At 50.2% G+C, this 16,209-nt stretch carries 11 protein-coding genes; 4 read left to right on the top strand and 7 right to left on the bottom strand.

All coding sequences use genetic code 11. The features are described 5' to 3' along the window. Positions 1–89: 89 nt before the first annotated feature. The 3 genes from A8707_RS07185 to A8707_RS07175 form a co-directional block, all read right to left on the bottom strand. Complete coding sequence (locus tag A8707_RS07185; RefSeq protein ID WP_068816126.1) at positions 90–1,868, bottom strand: ABC transporter substrate-binding protein; 1,779 nt, start codon at positions 1,866–1,868, stop codon at positions 90–92. Positions 1,869–1,993: 125 nt separating this feature from the next. After that, on the bottom strand, positions 1,994–3,679 hold the full coding sequence (locus tag A8707_RS07180; RefSeq protein ID WP_068816125.1) for an ABC1 kinase family protein: 1,686 nt from the start codon (positions 3,677–3,679) through the stop codon (positions 1,994–1,996). A gap of 156 nt (positions 3,680–3,835) precedes the next feature. Next, complete coding sequence (locus tag A8707_RS07175) at positions 3,836–5,764, bottom strand: sensor histidine kinase (RefSeq protein WP_068816124.1); 1,929 nt, start codon at positions 5,762–5,764, stop codon at positions 3,836–3,838. Positions 5,765–6,385: 621 nt separating this feature from the next. Between A8707_RS07175 and A8707_RS07170 the strand changes: the two genes are divergently transcribed. Beyond that, positions 6,386–8,074: an ATP-binding protein gene (locus A8707_RS07170; protein ID WP_068816123.1), complete on the top strand. Its 1,689-nt coding sequence runs from the start codon at positions 6,386–6,388 to the stop codon at positions 8,072–8,074. Between the two features lie 10 nt (positions 8,075–8,084). Here the strand turns inward: A8707_RS07170 and A8707_RS07165 are convergent, their stop codons facing one another. After that, positions 8,085–8,894, bottom strand: coding sequence for a hypothetical protein (locus tag A8707_RS07165; RefSeq protein WP_197484668.1), 810 nt, complete (start codon positions 8,892–8,894; stop codon positions 8,085–8,087). Positions 8,895–8,997: 103 nt separating this feature from the next. Beyond that, positions 8,998–9,741, bottom strand: coding sequence for a histidine phosphatase family protein (locus A8707_RS07160; protein WP_068816178.1), 744 nt, complete (start codon positions 9,739–9,741; stop codon positions 8,998–9,000). 166 nt (positions 9,742–9,907) lie between these two features. Here A8707_RS07160 and ndhM point away from each other — a divergent pair, with 166 nt between their 5' ends. Continuing rightward, the gene (gene ndhM / locus A8707_RS07155; protein ID WP_068816121.1) at positions 9,908–10,267 is read left to right on the top strand and encodes an NAD(P)H-quinone oxidoreductase subunit M; all 360 of its coding nucleotides are present in this window, start codon (positions 9,908–9,910) and stop codon (positions 10,265–10,267) included. A 5-nt stretch (positions 10,268–10,272) separates the two neighbouring features. On the opposite strand, the gene A8707_RS07150 is transcribed toward ndhM, so the two are convergent. Both A8707_RS07150 and trmD read right to left on the bottom strand, forming a co-directional pair. Beyond that, positions 10,273–11,232: a DUF1517 domain-containing protein gene (locus A8707_RS07150; protein WP_068816120.1), complete on the bottom strand. Its 960-nt coding sequence runs from the start codon at positions 11,230–11,232 to the stop codon at positions 10,273–10,275. Positions 11,233–11,260: 28 nt separating this feature from the next. After that, a complete protein-coding gene (gene trmD / locus A8707_RS07145; protein ID WP_068816119.1) occupies positions 11,261–11,971 on the bottom strand; it encodes a tRNA (guanosine(37)-N1)-methyltransferase TrmD in 711 nt (236 codons plus the stop codon). Positions 11,972–12,270: 299 nt separating this feature from the next. Between trmD and A8707_RS07140 the strand changes: the two genes are divergently transcribed. Together A8707_RS07140 and cphA are read left to right on the top strand one after the other, a co-directional pair. Next, positions 12,271–13,083 (top strand): cyanophycinase, encoded by an 813-nt coding sequence (locus tag A8707_RS07140; protein WP_197484667.1) that lies wholly within the window; start codon positions 12,271–12,273, stop codon positions 13,081–13,083. A gap of 405 nt (positions 13,084–13,488) precedes the next feature. Continuing rightward, positions 13,489–16,203, top strand: a complete 2,715-nt coding sequence (gene cphA / locus A8707_RS07135) for a cyanophycin synthetase (protein WP_068816117.1) — start codon at positions 13,489–13,491, stop codon at positions 16,201–16,203. The last annotated feature ends 6 nt before the right edge of the window (positions 16,204–16,209 follow it).

The raw sequence follows: 16,209 nt of genomic DNA, 5'->3' as shown, positions 1-16,209 counted from the left end.
TTTAGGGTGAGGGCAGGGACTTTTGTAAAAGGTTTAATAAACCCACGCCAAATTTGTGAGAGAACCGTAATCGAAAGAAGCATTCTGTTTTAATCGACCACTCTGAGGTCTTGGATATTCCACAAGGCACCGCCTAACTCAGGATAGTTTACGCCCTCCACCCGATCGCGCACCACCGCCATAACCCGCGCATTCATCAACGTAATCCAGGGCAGGTTTTCGTGAGCAAGCTGCTGGATTTTGCCATAAATCGCCTTACGTTTGGTCTCGTCAAGCTCCTGTGCGCCCTCAATGTAGAGGCGACCGATTTCTGCTTCCCAATCTGCCACGACTCGATTTTCGATCGGCTTGCTAGGCAGCGATGGCTGGTTGAAGTTGTGAGATGAGCCAGTGGGAGACCAAATGTTAGACCCCGAATTTGGCTCTCGTGAGTTGCCCATCGCGATCAAATAAGCATCCCAATCGAGAGTGTTGTCGAGTTTATCGATCATTGTATTAAAGTTAATCGGGTTCAAATCAACCTGCATCCCGATTCTGGCTAAGTCTTGTTTGATCTGGGCGATCGAGGCTTCTCTCACCGTGTTTCCCGCATTGGTGATTAAGTTAAAGCGCACTCGATGCCCGTCTGCGTCTGATAACTGCCCTTTTGCATCATATTTAAAGCCTGCTTCGGTCAGCAGTTGTTTCGATTTTTTGGGGTCAAATCGATACGCCTTTTCGGGTGCAGGCGGCTGATAATAGGGGCTTTGCTCCATGATGATCGATTCGACCAACGCGCCCAACCCGCGATAGATGTTGTTGTTCATCTGGTCGCGATCGATCGCATACGCCACGGCTTGTCTAAACTTGACGTTGTTAAACCACTTCGATTTAATCGGGTTAACGAGCGGCTTGCCTTTGCGACTGCCCTGATTGAGGTTAAACGCCATAAACGTTGTGACAGGTCGCGGACCTCCGATATACATCTTAAATTTGCCGCGCTTTTCTTCCTGCTTCAACAGCGTGAAGTCTTCGGGTCGAATCGGCTCTGAGATATCTTGTCCGCCCGATCGAAATTGCAGCAAGGCGGTATTTTGATTTTCAACGATACTCCAGACGATCCGCTCAATGTAGGGTTGAGCCTTTCCCTGAGCGTCTTTGCGCCAATAGTATGGATTGCGTCGGAAGATGACTCGCTGACTCGTCGCGTAGCCATCAAGCATATAAGGACCATTGCAAATAATCTTTTTGGGGTCAGTTCCGGTGCCCCAGGTCGAAAGAAACAGGGGATTGCCGTCGCTGCCTTTGGTTTTGACTGCTTCTTGCAGAATGTGTTTAGGCAGAATTGCCAGCCCCAAGGTTCTTAAAAACGGGGCAAATGGTTCTGGCGTGGTGAACTCGACGCGCCGATCGTCCACTTTTCGCACGCTGGGAAACACGCGACTTTTGCCGATTCGCAGCACATCTTGAATGTCAGTTGGAATGCCAGGATTGAGAAAAATATCTTGATAGGTGAAGAGCACATCATCCACCGTCAGCGGTTGACCGTCTGACCATTTCAGCCCCGGACGCAGCGTAAACTCAATGCGTTTTTTGTCGTCGGAGATTTTCCACGATTCTGCTAGGGCTGGCTCGACTGCTCCCGTCAATCCATTTTCGGTGATCAGTCCCTCATACATTAGTGAGGCGACGTTGGGGTCTTCGTTAATCAGCGCGTAGTTAAAGCTTTTGGGGTCGCTGAGAGTAAAATCAACGAGTTGGGGCACTTGTGCGGCGGACGTTCGATAGAATTGAGGGTTGCAAGCACTGAGAACGATCGCCACTCCAACTGCTGCCAAAGCCAATAGCCAATAACGCCGAAAATCTTTCGAGAAAACCGTGGAAACCATAGCGCCGTATGCAGAAAGGTTAGAAGGTGCAGTCTGCCTTACTAGAGCGGAGGCAAACGACATCCTTGATCCTTTCTACACCCTAGACGGATTTTATGGCGGACAAATTAATCTACGAAGCAATTTTACGGTGCGTTGCGAAGAGATTCGAGCCGTTCTCTCAAGGCAAGTCGAATCAGCGATTTGATTAGAAACGTGCCAAACACGCCAGCGACCACGAAACTTGCGATCGCGCCTCCTTGATAAGCGCCCACGAGCAGCACGACCCCTGACAAACCTGAGAACCCCGTCAAGCAGGCGTAAATTAAGGATTTCACTGCTAAGTGTAGGGTTTTAATATGACGATCGCTCTCGAATTGGACTCGAATCTGCAACTCTCCTTGTTCTATCCGCTCTTCGAGTCGCTGAATCGCCAGTTCTGCCGAGTTGGGTTTGCGAATTTGATAAGTCAGAAAACTCTGAGCCTGACGCGCCAACTCACCCAAGCCACTGCCGTGATGTTTGGGTGCCGTTATCACTAGACTTTTCACAAACGGTTTTGCGGCAATCAGCAAGCTATATTGTGGGTCTAAATCGCGCGCCACTCCATCTAAAGTCGTCAACGCTTTGATAATAAAGGTCATCTTGGCAGGCAGTCGAAAAGGCTGCTTCTCAAACAGCGCATACAGCTCATTCCGCAAGTTATTAAACGCCTGAAGTTCGACAGGTTTATCGGTGAAGCGATCGATTAAAAACCCTAGCACTCGCCGCACAGGAGTCATGTCTGACATCGGCTCAATCAAGCCCATATCGGTCAGAGTGTGAATTACTTCGTCGGTGTCTTTTTTCAAGACTGCGAAGAAGGTTTTCACCATCTGATCGCGGTTGATTGGCATCACTTCAGCCATCATGCCAAAGTCGTAGAAAATCAGCCGTCCGTCGAGCGTCACCGCCATATTGCCGGGATGGGGATCAGCCTGAAAGAAGCCATCTTGCAGCAGTTGCTTGAGATAGGCGCAAATACCCAGGTGATTGATATCTTTAGGATCGATCCCGATCGCTTCTAAACTCCGACGATCGTTCACTTTAATTCCGGGCACATACTCCATCGTCAACACCCGTTTTGTGGTGTAGCGAGGATAAATCTTGGGCACCACAATGCGGGGATGATCGGCAAAATTATGACGAAAGCGATCGGCGTTCATCGCTTCTTGAACGTAGTCAACTTCTTTATGAAGAATTTCAGCAAACTCTTGATAAATCGCGTTGAGGTCATATTGTCTCGCGGTCGCAGAGTAGCGCGTACTCAACTGCACGACTCGATCTAATATTTTGAGATCTAAGTCAAATAATTGGTCGAGTCCCGGACGCTGAACTTTGACGACGACTTCTTCGCCTGTGTGCAGTCTGGCTCGATGGACTTGCCCTAAACTCGCGGCGGCTAAAGGCACCCGATCGAACTCGCGATAAAGGGTGTGAAGTGGGCTATTTAGTTCAGATTCAATAATCGCGATCGCCTGGTCAGCGCTAAATTCTGGGACACGATCTTGAAGCTGAGAGAGCGCCTTGACATATTCGATCGGCAGCAAATCTGCACGAGTCGAGAGCGCTTGCCCAATCTTGATAAACGTCGGACCCAAATTGAGCAGCTTGTTGACGAGCCACTGCGCGCGGCGATCGCGACGTGACGAAGAACGGGCTGCAATGTGACTATCCCACCACAGATAAAAGCCAAACTTAGCCGCCGACAGCGAAACGTCCACTTGGCGCGCCAGTGGAGAATCGGTTTGCTGTTGCCAGCGCAGAGGTTTGGGTGAGATGGTTTGTAACATAGCTTCAGGTTATTATACTCAGTCTTCCCGCTTGAATCTGGAAAGCCTCGACACCTTGACTAAATTTCTGAGAAGGCGTGAGAGTTCCGAATAAGATATGGTCTGGTTTTTGCTGTAATTGGCTACAAACACCGCACGATCGAATCCGAATCAGAACTATTGAGCGATTTCGAGATTCTGTGGCAGCGTCACCGTAAAGCGAGTTTCGAGATGAACGCCACTGGTCGGCAAACTAGATGCCTCGATCGTGCCATTTAAGTGCTGCACTAGACTCTTCACGAGCGCGAGTCCTAACCCGGTTCCGGGCACCGCGTTTTGGGTCATGCCCTGGCATCGTCTAAACTTCTCAAAAATGTAGGGCAGTTCTGCTTCTGAGATGCCAGATCCATTGTTGCAGACGGTGATCGAAATCTGCTGTCCGCTTTGCTGTGAAACGTTGACTGAAACCGTGCTGCCAGGGTCTGAATATTTGCCAGCGTTGGTCAACAGCTCTAACAGAATGCGATTGAGACTTGCCAAATCTGTATTGAGAGCAGGCGATCGAAGTGGTAACTCGATTTCTAGATTCAGGTCTTTGAGTGCCCAACGCTGATGAAAGGACTGGCTCACATCAGTGATTACTTGTTTGAGATTAACGGTCTGAAGCTGAATCGCGACTTGTTTGCTCTCCAGTTCTTGAAGTGTCAGCAAATCGTTGATCAGACTCGTTTCTTGAGCGCACTGCTGCTCCAGAATGGTCAGATATCGAGCACGACGATCGGGCGACAAATCTGCTTCGCGCAGCATCCGAATCGCCAGCATCATGCTGGTCAAAGGAGTTCGCAATTCGTGGCTCAACGTGCTGAGAAACTCATCCATGCGCTGATTCATTTCCCGCAGTTTTTCAATCTGTCTGCGAGTAGTCTCATACAGCTTTGCCTGAACCTCTAAGCTTTGTTGCAGTTGAGCCGTGCGCTCTTCGACCAGTGATTCAACCTGGCGCAGCGTCTCAGTTTGAATGATAGCAGAACTAATTTGAGCACCGATCAATTGAGCAAACTCAATCTCATCAGGCTGCCACTCGCGAGGCTGATCGTGCTGAAGGGTGATAAACCCCAGCAATTTATTTTTGCTCTCTAGCGGCACCACCAACAGAGATGGCATCTGCTCAGGTTCAAATAACGGTGCGATTCCCGTCGTCTCTGTCTTTGCCGGAAAATCGCCCTTATTGCTTAACACGATCGGCGCGGCTGAATGATTGACCGCATATTGACACACCACACATTCTGACACCCAAAAAGATTGACTGACCGGAGCCTCATTTAAGAGGGAAATTTGGAGCGGTGGAGCGATCGAGTCATTGTCTCGCCACTGACACTCGACAATCACTCTGGCTTTAGGAATGCGATCTAAAGAACGCAGATTATGGCGCGGGTCCCAATATCTGAGGCGAAGCACAGAACCCTGAGCGACCTGAAGGGCTTGGGCTGTACCGTCAATTGCCAGTTTGAGAACGTGCGGCAAATCCGCTGAGTTTTGGATAGCCATTGTCAACTCTCGAATCAGTGACTGATATCGAGCCTGTTTGAGAACTTGTTGCTGAAGCAGAATGTGAGAAACGGCAGCAGCAACTTGGTCAGAAACCGTCGTTAGGGTCGTCACTTCTGGCTCTGTCCACGGGTGAGAATGGGAGCGGATGAGACTAACCGCTCCGTTGACTTGACCTTGAAAGCGAGTGACGACTGACAGGATAGCTGCGATCGAGACTGACTTCCGCGCAGGAACCGAATCACTGATTTGTAAATCCGCAATCATCGGAGTTCCCGCGTCCAACGTCTCAGCCTCAAGCGTTGGATAGATTGCTAAAACTTCGGTTTGCTGAGTGGCGTTGACATCCTTGCTAAACCAGACAGCCATTTGGCGCTGAGTCAGATGCTGAGAGCAACTAGAAATCACACAGCCTTCTGCTCTAAATTCTTCTCCCAAAATTGCAGCAATTTTAGACAACATAATCTCAGGCTGAGAGGCGACCCCTACCTGAGCAATTTTGTGTCCTAAAAGCGCGTCTAAGATTTGCTGAGTCGGTTGGCTAGAACGTTGATGCACGACAGTGCTTTCACCTATGCGGTTAGTGAGGGAATTGCATTCTTGTAGCTTTGTGTGAGCGCACGAAACCTCTGCTTACATTCTGCGATCGTGCCCTTAGTGATTGCTTGACTAGGAGGGTTGCCTCACTCTAAAAAATGGCAGCAGGGTAGATCTGTCTTTTAGGGGCTGAGTGGAACCAGTTTTTGTTAAGCCTTGGTTCAATGGCATTATCAGCCATAAGATTAGCGTGCAGAGAATTTTAGAGTAACCGTAATTTCCCCACGATTTCTTTGTACTATTCTTAAAACCTCCAGACTTGCACTGAGATAGCCAAGAGTGGGCAGAAGGGAGCCTATCAATCCTAATTAACTTGTGAGATGCAGAGATTTTACCCTCACCCTAAATCCCTCTCCCCAAGGAGAGGGACTTTGACTTTCTGGCTCCCTTCTCCTTGGGGAGGAGGGCTGGCGAGGGCTTCGCCCCACTTCGTGAGGAGGGCAGACCGAGTTTACAACTGATTAAGGATTGCTATATCAATCCTTAAAAATGAAACCGTTCTCTCTTTTTGGGGTTGATATAGTACACTTGAACGAACAGTTAGACGATCAGATAAATTTATAAAACGGTTGATTGGCAAGCATGACCCTAAATCAAGCGTCCTCTCTCTCTCTTAAGGTGATTGGCACGGTCAAAGGTCCGGGCGAAAACGGGAATCAGTATGTGTTCATCACATCTGACAATCGCTCGGTCAAGATCGGTGAATATGTTTACTACGAAGTCCGAGAGAATGAGAGTGCGTTCAAGATCTTAGGAAAAATTTCGGCGCGTCGTTTGATCGATCATTTGCCCGATCGCATTTTTGCCGATACGGAGATCAGTCCCGAAGCGATCGCGGCGCTTGTAGGCTTCACTTATGCCAACCCTGAGATCTATGAGGTCAGCGTCGATGTCATCGGCTATTTTGACCGATCATTGGGATTCATGAACCCTCGTAAAAGTCCGAATCCCGGCGCAAAGGTGTGTCTGGCTGACGATCAGATGTTGAGGCAGATTCTCAATCGCAAACAGCCCCAGGAAATTGGATCGGCTCACATTGGGTCGCTGCTGCTGAGAGACGCGGGTGCCGTGCCGATCGCCCTAGATGTCAAAGAGCTAGTCAGCACCCACATGGCAATTCTGGCAGGGACGGGATCGGGAAAATCTTACACGGCGGGCGTTTTGGTCGAAGAGCTGCTGTCACCTCACAATCGAGCGGCGGTGCTGATTCTCGACCCTCACGGAGAATATGGCACTCTGACCGAAATGCGCGGTCATCCAGCCTTTCAAGACCCCGACGGCTATTCGCCTAAGGTGAAGGTTTTAACCCCAGACGATATTCGGATTCGAGTGTCCTCGCTGGATTACTCAGACATTTTGACGCTGCTGCCTGAAATGAGCGATCGCCAACAGTCGATTCTCAACAAAGCCTACAGACTTCTGCAAAAGCACAAAAAAGGTGACTATCGCTGGGGCATTCAGGATTTGATTGCGGCGGTGCGGGAGGCAGACGTGCAGGAAGACGACGAGGGCAACCTCAAACAGGGTTCTTCGGCTCCTGCGTTGGAGTGGAAACTAGAGCGACTGGAGCGATCGGACTACTTTCACACGTTTGAGCACACGGTCAGCCCAAAAGATTTGTTTGAGCCGGGGCAGGTCACAGTGCTGCAAATGAATGAGATTAGTCAAGACGAGCAGCAGGTGATCTGTGCGGCGGTGCTGCGACAGTCAAACCAGGCGCGAATGAACACGCATCGAGGATTGACCGAAAGCAGCGACGAAAATTATCTGCCTTACCCCGTGTTCATTTTGATCGAAGAGGCACACCGCTTTGCTCCTGCCCACGAGCCGTCTCGCTGTAAAGCTGTGCTGAGAACAATTCTGAGTGAGGGACGAAAATTTGGGGTCGGAATCGGACTGATCACGCAGCGTCCGGGCAAGATTGACTCCGACGTGCTGTCTCAATGTATGAGCCAATTCATCATGCGAATTGTCAACCCAGTCGATCAAGAAAGCCTGAAGCATGGAGTCGAAGCGGCAGGTCGAGATTTGCTGAAAGAGTTACCTGCCTTGACGAAAGGACAAGTGATCGTATCTGGCGCGTGTGTCAACACTCCAGTGTTGTGCAAAGTGCGTCAACGTCTGACCAAACACGGTGGCGAAACGCTGAATGCGCCCGAAGAGTGGCGGAAGCACTTTCAGACTCACCGAGTGCAAGAGCGGACGATCGAGCAAGCTCCGATCGCCATTCCCAAAAGAGCGCAAACGGTGCGGGGTCGCAGCATTGACTAAAACAAAACCCTTACTTTACTTTTTCGAGTGCCGCTTCTTGGTACCTGCGGTAGAGAGCGGTGCGATCGAGGGCGATCGCATAGCGTTTGTCGCTGGCAGGAACGGTTCCCATTAGAGCGGAGGCTTTGCCCCAGGTATCTGCTAAGTTCTTCCACTGGGCGGGGGTTTGCGCCGTTCTGCCGATTTCAGAGGCTCTCTCTGCTAAACGAACTGCCGTTGCAAAATTGTCTGGTTCAGGCTTAACCGCACTGGCTGATTGGAGGGAAGTTGGAGCGATCGTCGATCGCCCATTTTGCCAGGTGTAAATCCCCCAACCTGCTAACAGCAGCGCAGCGCTTAATCCCAATCCACCAACGATGCCTTTGGTAAACTGGTGTTTTTCACGAATCAGGGAAGGAGATACTGTTTTGGGGCGATCCAAACTGTCGAGGCGGTCTTCTCGCCAATCGGTTAGAAATCGCTTTAGAGGATTTTTGCGCTCTAGAACAATTTCTTTTGACCAGAGAACCTGTCCATCTGGGTCACGGTTAATTTCTTCGAGCCACAATAATTGCTGTTCGCGGACAATGCGGCTGTTGATGTTGACTCGCCGAACGCTGCGAGGTTCGATCGCGTCTAAGATTTTTTGCACTCGATCGGTGAGCATTGTCTGCTCTAATTGCTCGGCGGTGGGGGCTTCACAGAGCAGTTGCAAAATGCCGTTAGCAAAGATGGCGCGAGTTCTGATGCCAGAGTCAGCGAGTTTGTCGTTCAGCACTTGAATAATGGCTGCAACGCTTCCCTGGTGTGCCTGTCGAAAGATATCGTTAACCGAATCCACTGTTATGCTCATCAGTTTGGTACGGAATGAACCCTGATCGACTTTATTAAGAAATCATGATAACAGGAGATCTGTAGATGGATAGACGAAACAAGAATTCCCTCTAGTTGAGGTGACGAGAATCGTTGAAGCGACGGATTTGCCAAAGGTCAGTGTTAAAGCGATTTTGACTGGTTTGGTGCCAGCGCGATCGGTCGATCCAAAATTCAAAGAGTGCCGTGTTGCTGGCTCTGACTCGCCAAGAGCGATCGCTGCCCAACAGTTCAGCGATTAAGTGCTGCAAAATCCAGCTATGGCTGACAATCCACAATCGATCGCCGTCTCTGTGGCGATCAATCAGTTGCGTGACAAATTGACGGGCACGAGTTCGGGCATCGTGCAGCGATTCGGCTTCTGGGATTTGAATCCAGTCAGGCGAGGCTTCTAAGCGATGACACAACTCAGGGTATCGACTTTGAGCTTCTGACCAGGTTAACCCTTGGAGAATTCCGTTCTGAAATTCTTTGAGTTCGTCGGCATATTGGACGGCGATCGCGCTGCTGTTCTCCTCGATTTCTTCTGACGAAGACTCAGCCGACGGATCGATCAAATCGCTGACTGTGGCAGGAAGCGGCGCTAACTGAAACAAAGACAGCAGAATCTCTGTAGTTTGAGCGGCACGTTTAAGCGGACTGCTGTAAACGTGAGACGGATGCCAGGATTCTGCCAAAAGATATTGCGCGAGTTTTTCTGCCTGCATTCTGCCCGTGCTAGAAAGTTCAAAATCTCCGTGTCCTTGCATCCGTTTTTGCTGGTTGCCAGTCGATTGAGCGTGACGAATGAACAGGAGTTTGAGAACTTTAGACATAGTGAAAACCAGAGGAATGAAAGAGCCGCTAGGCATCGGTATTATTCAAGTTCTAGCATTGAAAACTTCTATTGAAATGTCGCGGATGGTGGAGCGTATTTGGTGTTAAAGTCCGATTACAATTGCAGTGGCAAGTTTTGTGTACCCGGCTCAGCCAATTAATTTTATGACCTTAGTAAAGTCTACAACCCGCCACATTCGTATTTTTACTGCTGAAGTTAAAAATAACGAACTTGTTCCCAGTGAGAACGTTTTGACGCTAGACATTGACCCAGACAACGAACTGAACTGGAATGATGACGCGCTGCAAAAAATTTATCGCAAATTTGATGAGTTAGTCGAATCTTCTGACGGGGCTGACTTGACCGATTATAATCTGCGTCGCATCGGGTCAGACTTAGAGCATTTGGTGCGATCGCTCCTTAACAAAGGCGAGATTTCTTACAACCTCAACAGCCGCGTTTTAAATTACAGTCTTGGCTTGCCTCAAGTTAAACCTGAAAACGGCTCTGCCCCAGCAGAATAGATTCTTTAAATCTGCATCATTCCTGAATATTCGGTGAGCAGCTCATCATAAGTGAGACTGTCGCTCTCATCTTGAGGACTCCAAAGTAGCTCAAACACCATCAAATAATTTGCGTTGATTGATGCAAGCCTCTGTAGGGTCGCCTTCAGAGCCTCTGTGGTACGAACTTCGTTAAATAGGGGCTTGTCGTCAGCCGTTCCAATAATCAGAGTCACCACGATGTAAGATGCGGGATCTTCGTCAGGATTGGGAGTAAATTTTTTGGTGTTGACTCTGCCGCCAACATTGGTTAAGGTTTCGACACTAAAATTGCTGCGCTCGGCGATCGAGGCTTGATTAAACAACGTCTCTGCCTCTTCGCGCGTCTTGGCTGTCTGCGAACTCGCTGACACATGACTCCAGTTTTCGGGCATTCTCAACAGTGCCAGAATGACTTCCTGAAGTTCTTGCTGAAGTCCTTCGGGCGTTTCGGTGTCGGCATTTTGGACAATTTCAGACAACTGCGACTGAATGACGCGACCTTCGGCTAACAGGGCAACCTGAAGCTTGCTGACCGTCACTTTATTGTTATCGAGTTCTGAAGTCAAGCCGAGACCTTTTCTGGCTGAAAGCAGCATCCAAACGAGCAATCCGCCACCGCCCAAGAGCATGAACATTACAACCAGTGACCCAAATCCACCGATCGAGCTACCACCATAGCCGTAGCCGGAGCCTCCATAGGGGACATAGACCGCTCCGCCGCCGCCTCTGTAGCCTCCAGATGAGTTGTTTGACCCACCTGACCCGCTCGATCGAGACGGCGAACTCCGAAATGAGCCGCCACTGCTTCGTCCGCCACTGCTTCTAGCATAGGCAGCGTTATTGAAATCTAATGCTTTGCCCTGGAAAGTGACGATCGGCAAACCGAATGAAAGCAAACAATAGCTGGCGACTGTGGCACAAAAAAGCTTAAATTTTCCTGTCATAACATCCATTCATTAAGTTAACGGTGCTCTAACTCGCATCTGCGCCCTGATTCTCTTCGTCTAGCCATTGCTGATAGAGATCGGGGCGACGAATCCGGGTTCTCTCGATTTGCTGCTCTTTGCGCCAGCGATCGATTTCTGCATGGTTCCCTGATCTCAACACCTGCGGCACTTCCCATTCCCTAAACGTAAACGGACGCGTGTATTGAGGGTAGTCAAGCAAGCCTGCCTCGAAGCTTTCAGCTTTTAGAGATTCTTCTTTGCCGATCGTGCCGGGGAGCAGCCGAATCGTGCCATTTAATAATGCTAACGCCGGGATTTCTCCACAGGTGAGCACAAAATCACCCAGGGACACCTCTCGATCGACCAGATTGAGAACTCGCTCGTCAACTCCTTCATAATGTCCACAAATAATGACAATCTGATCGTAGTTAAGTGCAAGTTCTTTTAGTAGTGGTTGATTCATCGGTTTGCCTTGAGGAGTCATAAAGATCACCTGTCGCCGAGGCAAAACAGGCAACGATTCCACGGCGGCAAACACTGGCTCTGGCTTGATCAACATCCCCACCCCTCCGCCATAAGGCTCATCATCGACTCGACGGTGTTTGTCGATCGCAAACTCACGAGGGTTGACCAGATTTACCTCTGCAATCCCTTTGATAAGAGCTTTTCCAAGCAACCCTGAACCGAGGGGAGAAGCAAAGAAGTCGGGGAATAAGGTTAGGATGTCAAAGCGCATAAATTGGGAGCGAAGAGGATAGAGGAAGTTGAAGAACACAAGCGAGACGATCGCGTCTCAAAACTAGCTCACGCTGCTAAGGGAAAACTCACGTGCAGAAGTCTATGAATTACTTAACTTGTGGTTAATAATCTGGCATGATCTGTATCAATCAAAACTTAACATTTTGAGGTTAGCGATCAGTCTGTCTAGTTTATAAAATCTTGTCAAAACAAGCCCCTCCATTGTCCCCCACTGATGTGTTTCACGTCGTAGAGACACCCATGATAGAGTTAGCTTTGCAGTCCTCGAAGTTGAAAATGCCTCAACCCACAGATACCGCCATTATGGTCATTGGGGGAGCAGAAGATAAAGTGCACGGACGCGACATCCTCCGAAGCTTTTTTTTGCGGGCTGGGGGCGAAGATGCTCGCATCGCCATTTTTCCCTGTGCTTCTCGCGAGCCAGTGGTGATCGGAGAGCGATATCACACCATTTTTACCGAGATGGGCGCAAAGGCGATCGAGGTGCTCAATATCTGCGATCGCGCTCAGTGTGATGACCCGATCGTGCAAGAGTATGTCAGCACCTGCACCGGGATTTTTATGACTGGAGGCGACCAGCTACGGCTCTGCGCTTTGCTGTCAGACACGCCTGTAATGGAGATTGTGCGATCTCGCGCTCAGTCTGGCTCGGTCACACTGGCAGGAACCAGTGCCGGAGCTGCTGTAATGGGCTATCACATGATTGCAGGCGGCGGCAGCGGCGAATCACCAAATTCTTCTTTGGTAGACATGACTCTGGGGCTAGGCATTATTCCAGAAGTGATTGTGGATCAACATTTTCACAACCGAAATCGGATGGCGCGTTTGATGAGTGCGGTGTCTGCTCACCCCGATCGCTTGGGCATTGGCATCGATGAAGACACGTGTGCCTTGTTTGAGGGAGACGGCACTCTGAAAGTTTTGGGCAAAGGCACCGTCACTATCATTGACCCTGGTGAAGTGACTTACACCAATCGGGCTGAGGTGGGAGCCACTGACCCGCTGTGTATTTGCAACTTAAGAGTCCATATTCTCAGCCAAGGATGCTATTACGATCTAAATAAGCGATCGTCTGGAAGCTCTCCGTAATGACAACAGTGAGGCTGTAAAATCAAGCATCAAAGCCTCCAGATTTCGCAATTTTTGAGCTTTTATTCTTAATCTTTCACCTCTCACTTAAGCGGATTTTCAAGTTAGCCTTATGGATTGACCCGGCTGCTATGATGAGTTGTCTGTAGATAGATTTACAATTTTTAATAGTTATGTCATCGCTCATTTTGGAATGGGTGAATCAGTGTCTAGATTGCTTCTTAGCCCGGTTAGCCTACTCAGCGATTTAGAAGCACTTTTAAGTGTGAACTGTTTATCATGAACAGTTTCAGATGTTTCTTGCGTTTGACACTGAGCTATAGCTTCTCCTCCCAACTTATTAAATAGCCGCTTCGTTGTCGGCTGCCATTTGCAGCCAGTCTGTCACTTTCTAACTTTAGCCTTATGAAAATACTCAAGATCCAGACGCTACGCGGTCCCAATTATTGGAGTATTCGACGAACCAAGCTCGTGATCATGCGCCTAGACTTAGAAGACTTAGCGGAGTCGCCCTCCAACGAGATTCCTGGCTTCTATGAAGGTTTAATCGCAACGCTTCCCAGCCTGGTTGAGCACTTCTGCTCCCCTGGCTGCCGGGGTGGGTTCTTGAGTCGAGTTATGGAAGGCACAATGATGGGGCACATCATTGAACACGTTGCGCTAGAGCTTCAAGAATTGGCAGGAATGCCCGTCGGGTTTGGACGCACTCGCGAGACGGCAACTCCTGGCACTTATCAAGTGGTGATTGAATATGAAACTGAGCAGGCAGGACGATATGCGGCTCGTGCGGCTGTGCGACTCTGTGAAAGTGTGATCGCAACCGGAACCTATCCGGCTGATGAGTTGCAGCAAGACCTGAAGGATTTGCGCGAGTTTGCAGCCGATACAGCCTTGGGTCCAAGCACTGAGACGCTGGTGAAAGAAGCCGAAGCGCGAGGAATTCCCTGGATGGAGTTGGGTGCTCGTGCCATGATTCAGCTTGGCTATGGCGTTCATCAGAAAAAGATTCAGGCAACGTTGAGCGATCGCACCAGCGTTCTCGGTGTGGAACTGGCTAGTGACAAGGAAGGCACAAAGCAAATTCTGCGATCGGCGGGCATTCCGGTACCTCGTGGGACGGTAATCAATTATTTGAATGAGTTGCAGGATGCGATCGACGATTTGGGCGGCTACCCGATCGTGGTCAAGCCGCTCAACGGCAATCATGGGCGCGGGATCACGATTAACATCAACGAGTGGGCGCAAGCAGAAGCCGCTTATGATGCCGCTAAGGAAGTGTCTAAAGCCGTCATTGTAGAGCGATTTTATGAAGGCAGCGATCACCGTGTTCTCGTCGTGAATGGCAAAGTCGTCGCGGTCGCAGAGCGAATTCCGGCTCATGTAGTCGGGGATGGTCAATCCCCCATCAGTGCCCTGATCGAAGACACCAATCGCGACTCACGGCGCGGAGACGGACACGATAACGTTTTGACCAAAATTGAGGTCGATCGCACCACCTGGCAGCTATTAGAACAGAAGGGCTATAGCCTCGATACGGTTCTGGCTGACGGTGAAGTTTGCTATCTGCGGGCAACTGCCAACTTGAGCACTGGCGGAATCGCGATCGATCGCACCGATGACGTGCACCCTGAAACGGTTTGGTTGGCGCAGCGAGTCGTCAAAATTATTGGGCTAGATATCGCCGGAATTGATATCGTGACCACTGATATTTCTAAGCCTCTGCGAGAGATGGATGGAGTGATTGTTGAGGTCAACGCGGCTCCCGGTTTTAGAATGCATGTTTGCCCCAGCGAAGGCATTCCTCGCAATGTCGCAGAACCTGTGATCGACATGCTGTTTCCACCAGGATCGCCGGGACGAGTGCCGATCGTGGCGGTCACGGGCACCAACGGCAAAACGACAACGACTCGCCTGATTGCTCACATTTTCAGACAAACTCAGCAAGTGGTTGGCTATACGACGACAGACGGCACCTATATTGGTGACTATCTCGTCGAGCCGGGAGACAACACCGGTCCGCAAAGTGCCCAACTGATTTTGCAAGATCCGACGGTGGAAGTCGCGATTCTAGAAAGTGCGCGAGGCGGAATCTTGCGATCGGGGTTAGCCTTTAGCGCCTGTGATGTGGGCGTAGTGCTCAACGTCGCTGCCGATCACCTGGGGCTAGGGGATATCAACACCATTGACGATATGGCGCGAGTCAAGAGCGTGGTGGCAGAATCAGCGATGCCCAACGGCTACGCGGTGTTGAATGCAGACGATGCGCTGGTGTCAGCGATGGCAGATCACGCATCGGCGCAAATCGCTTACTTCTCGATGAATCCTGACAACCCATTGATTCGATCGCACACTCAGCGAGGCGGACTCGCTGCCGTTTACGAAAATGGCTATCTGTCGATTCTCAAAGGCGACTGGACGCTAAGAATTGAGCAAGCGGTAAATGTTCCTCTGACTTTGGGCGGACGGGCACCCTTTATGATTGCCAATGTGTTAGCGGCGAGTTTGGCAGCATTTGCTCAAGGCGTTCGCATTGAAGACATTCGCGCGGCGCTGGTGACTTTTCAAGCATCGACCCAACAAACGCCTGGTCGAATGAATCTGTTTAATCTGGGCACCTTCCACGCTCTGATTGACTACGCGCACAACCCTCACAGCTATGAGGCTTTGGGCGGGTTTGTCAAAAACTGGACCACCGGAGAGCGTATTGGCGTGATTGGTGGACCGGGCGATCGCCGCGATGAAGACTTTGTGTCTCTCGGCACTCTCTCGGCAACCATCTTCGATCGCATTGTGATCAAAGAAGATGACGATACGCGGGGGCGCGATCGAGGTGAAGCGGCAAAGTGGATTCACCAAGGCGTTGAGCAAGCCAAGCCTGATGCCCGCTGTGAAGTCATCGTTGATGAAGAAACCGCGATTCAAACAGCGCTTGACACGGCGACTCCGGGCAGCCTTGTCGTGATTTTGCCAGAGAGTGTCAACCGAGCCATTCAGTTGATTGAGGCACGAAACCCCGTGCCAGTCGCTACGCCTATGACTCAGCCGACCGTTTACGCAAATGGACACGTCTCTGTAGAAGAGAACGCGATCGTGTCTAGGGCGACGATCGTCGGCAGCTAATTTGTA

Origin of the sequence: Phormidesmis priestleyi BC1401, assembly GCF_001650195.1 — a bacterium.
In the GTDB taxonomy this organism is placed as follows: domain Bacteria; phylum Cyanobacteriota; class Cyanobacteriia; order Leptolyngbyales; family Leptolyngbyaceae; genus Phormidesmis_A; species Phormidesmis_A priestleyi_B.
This window is presented reverse-complemented; position numbering and strand designations above follow the sequence as displayed.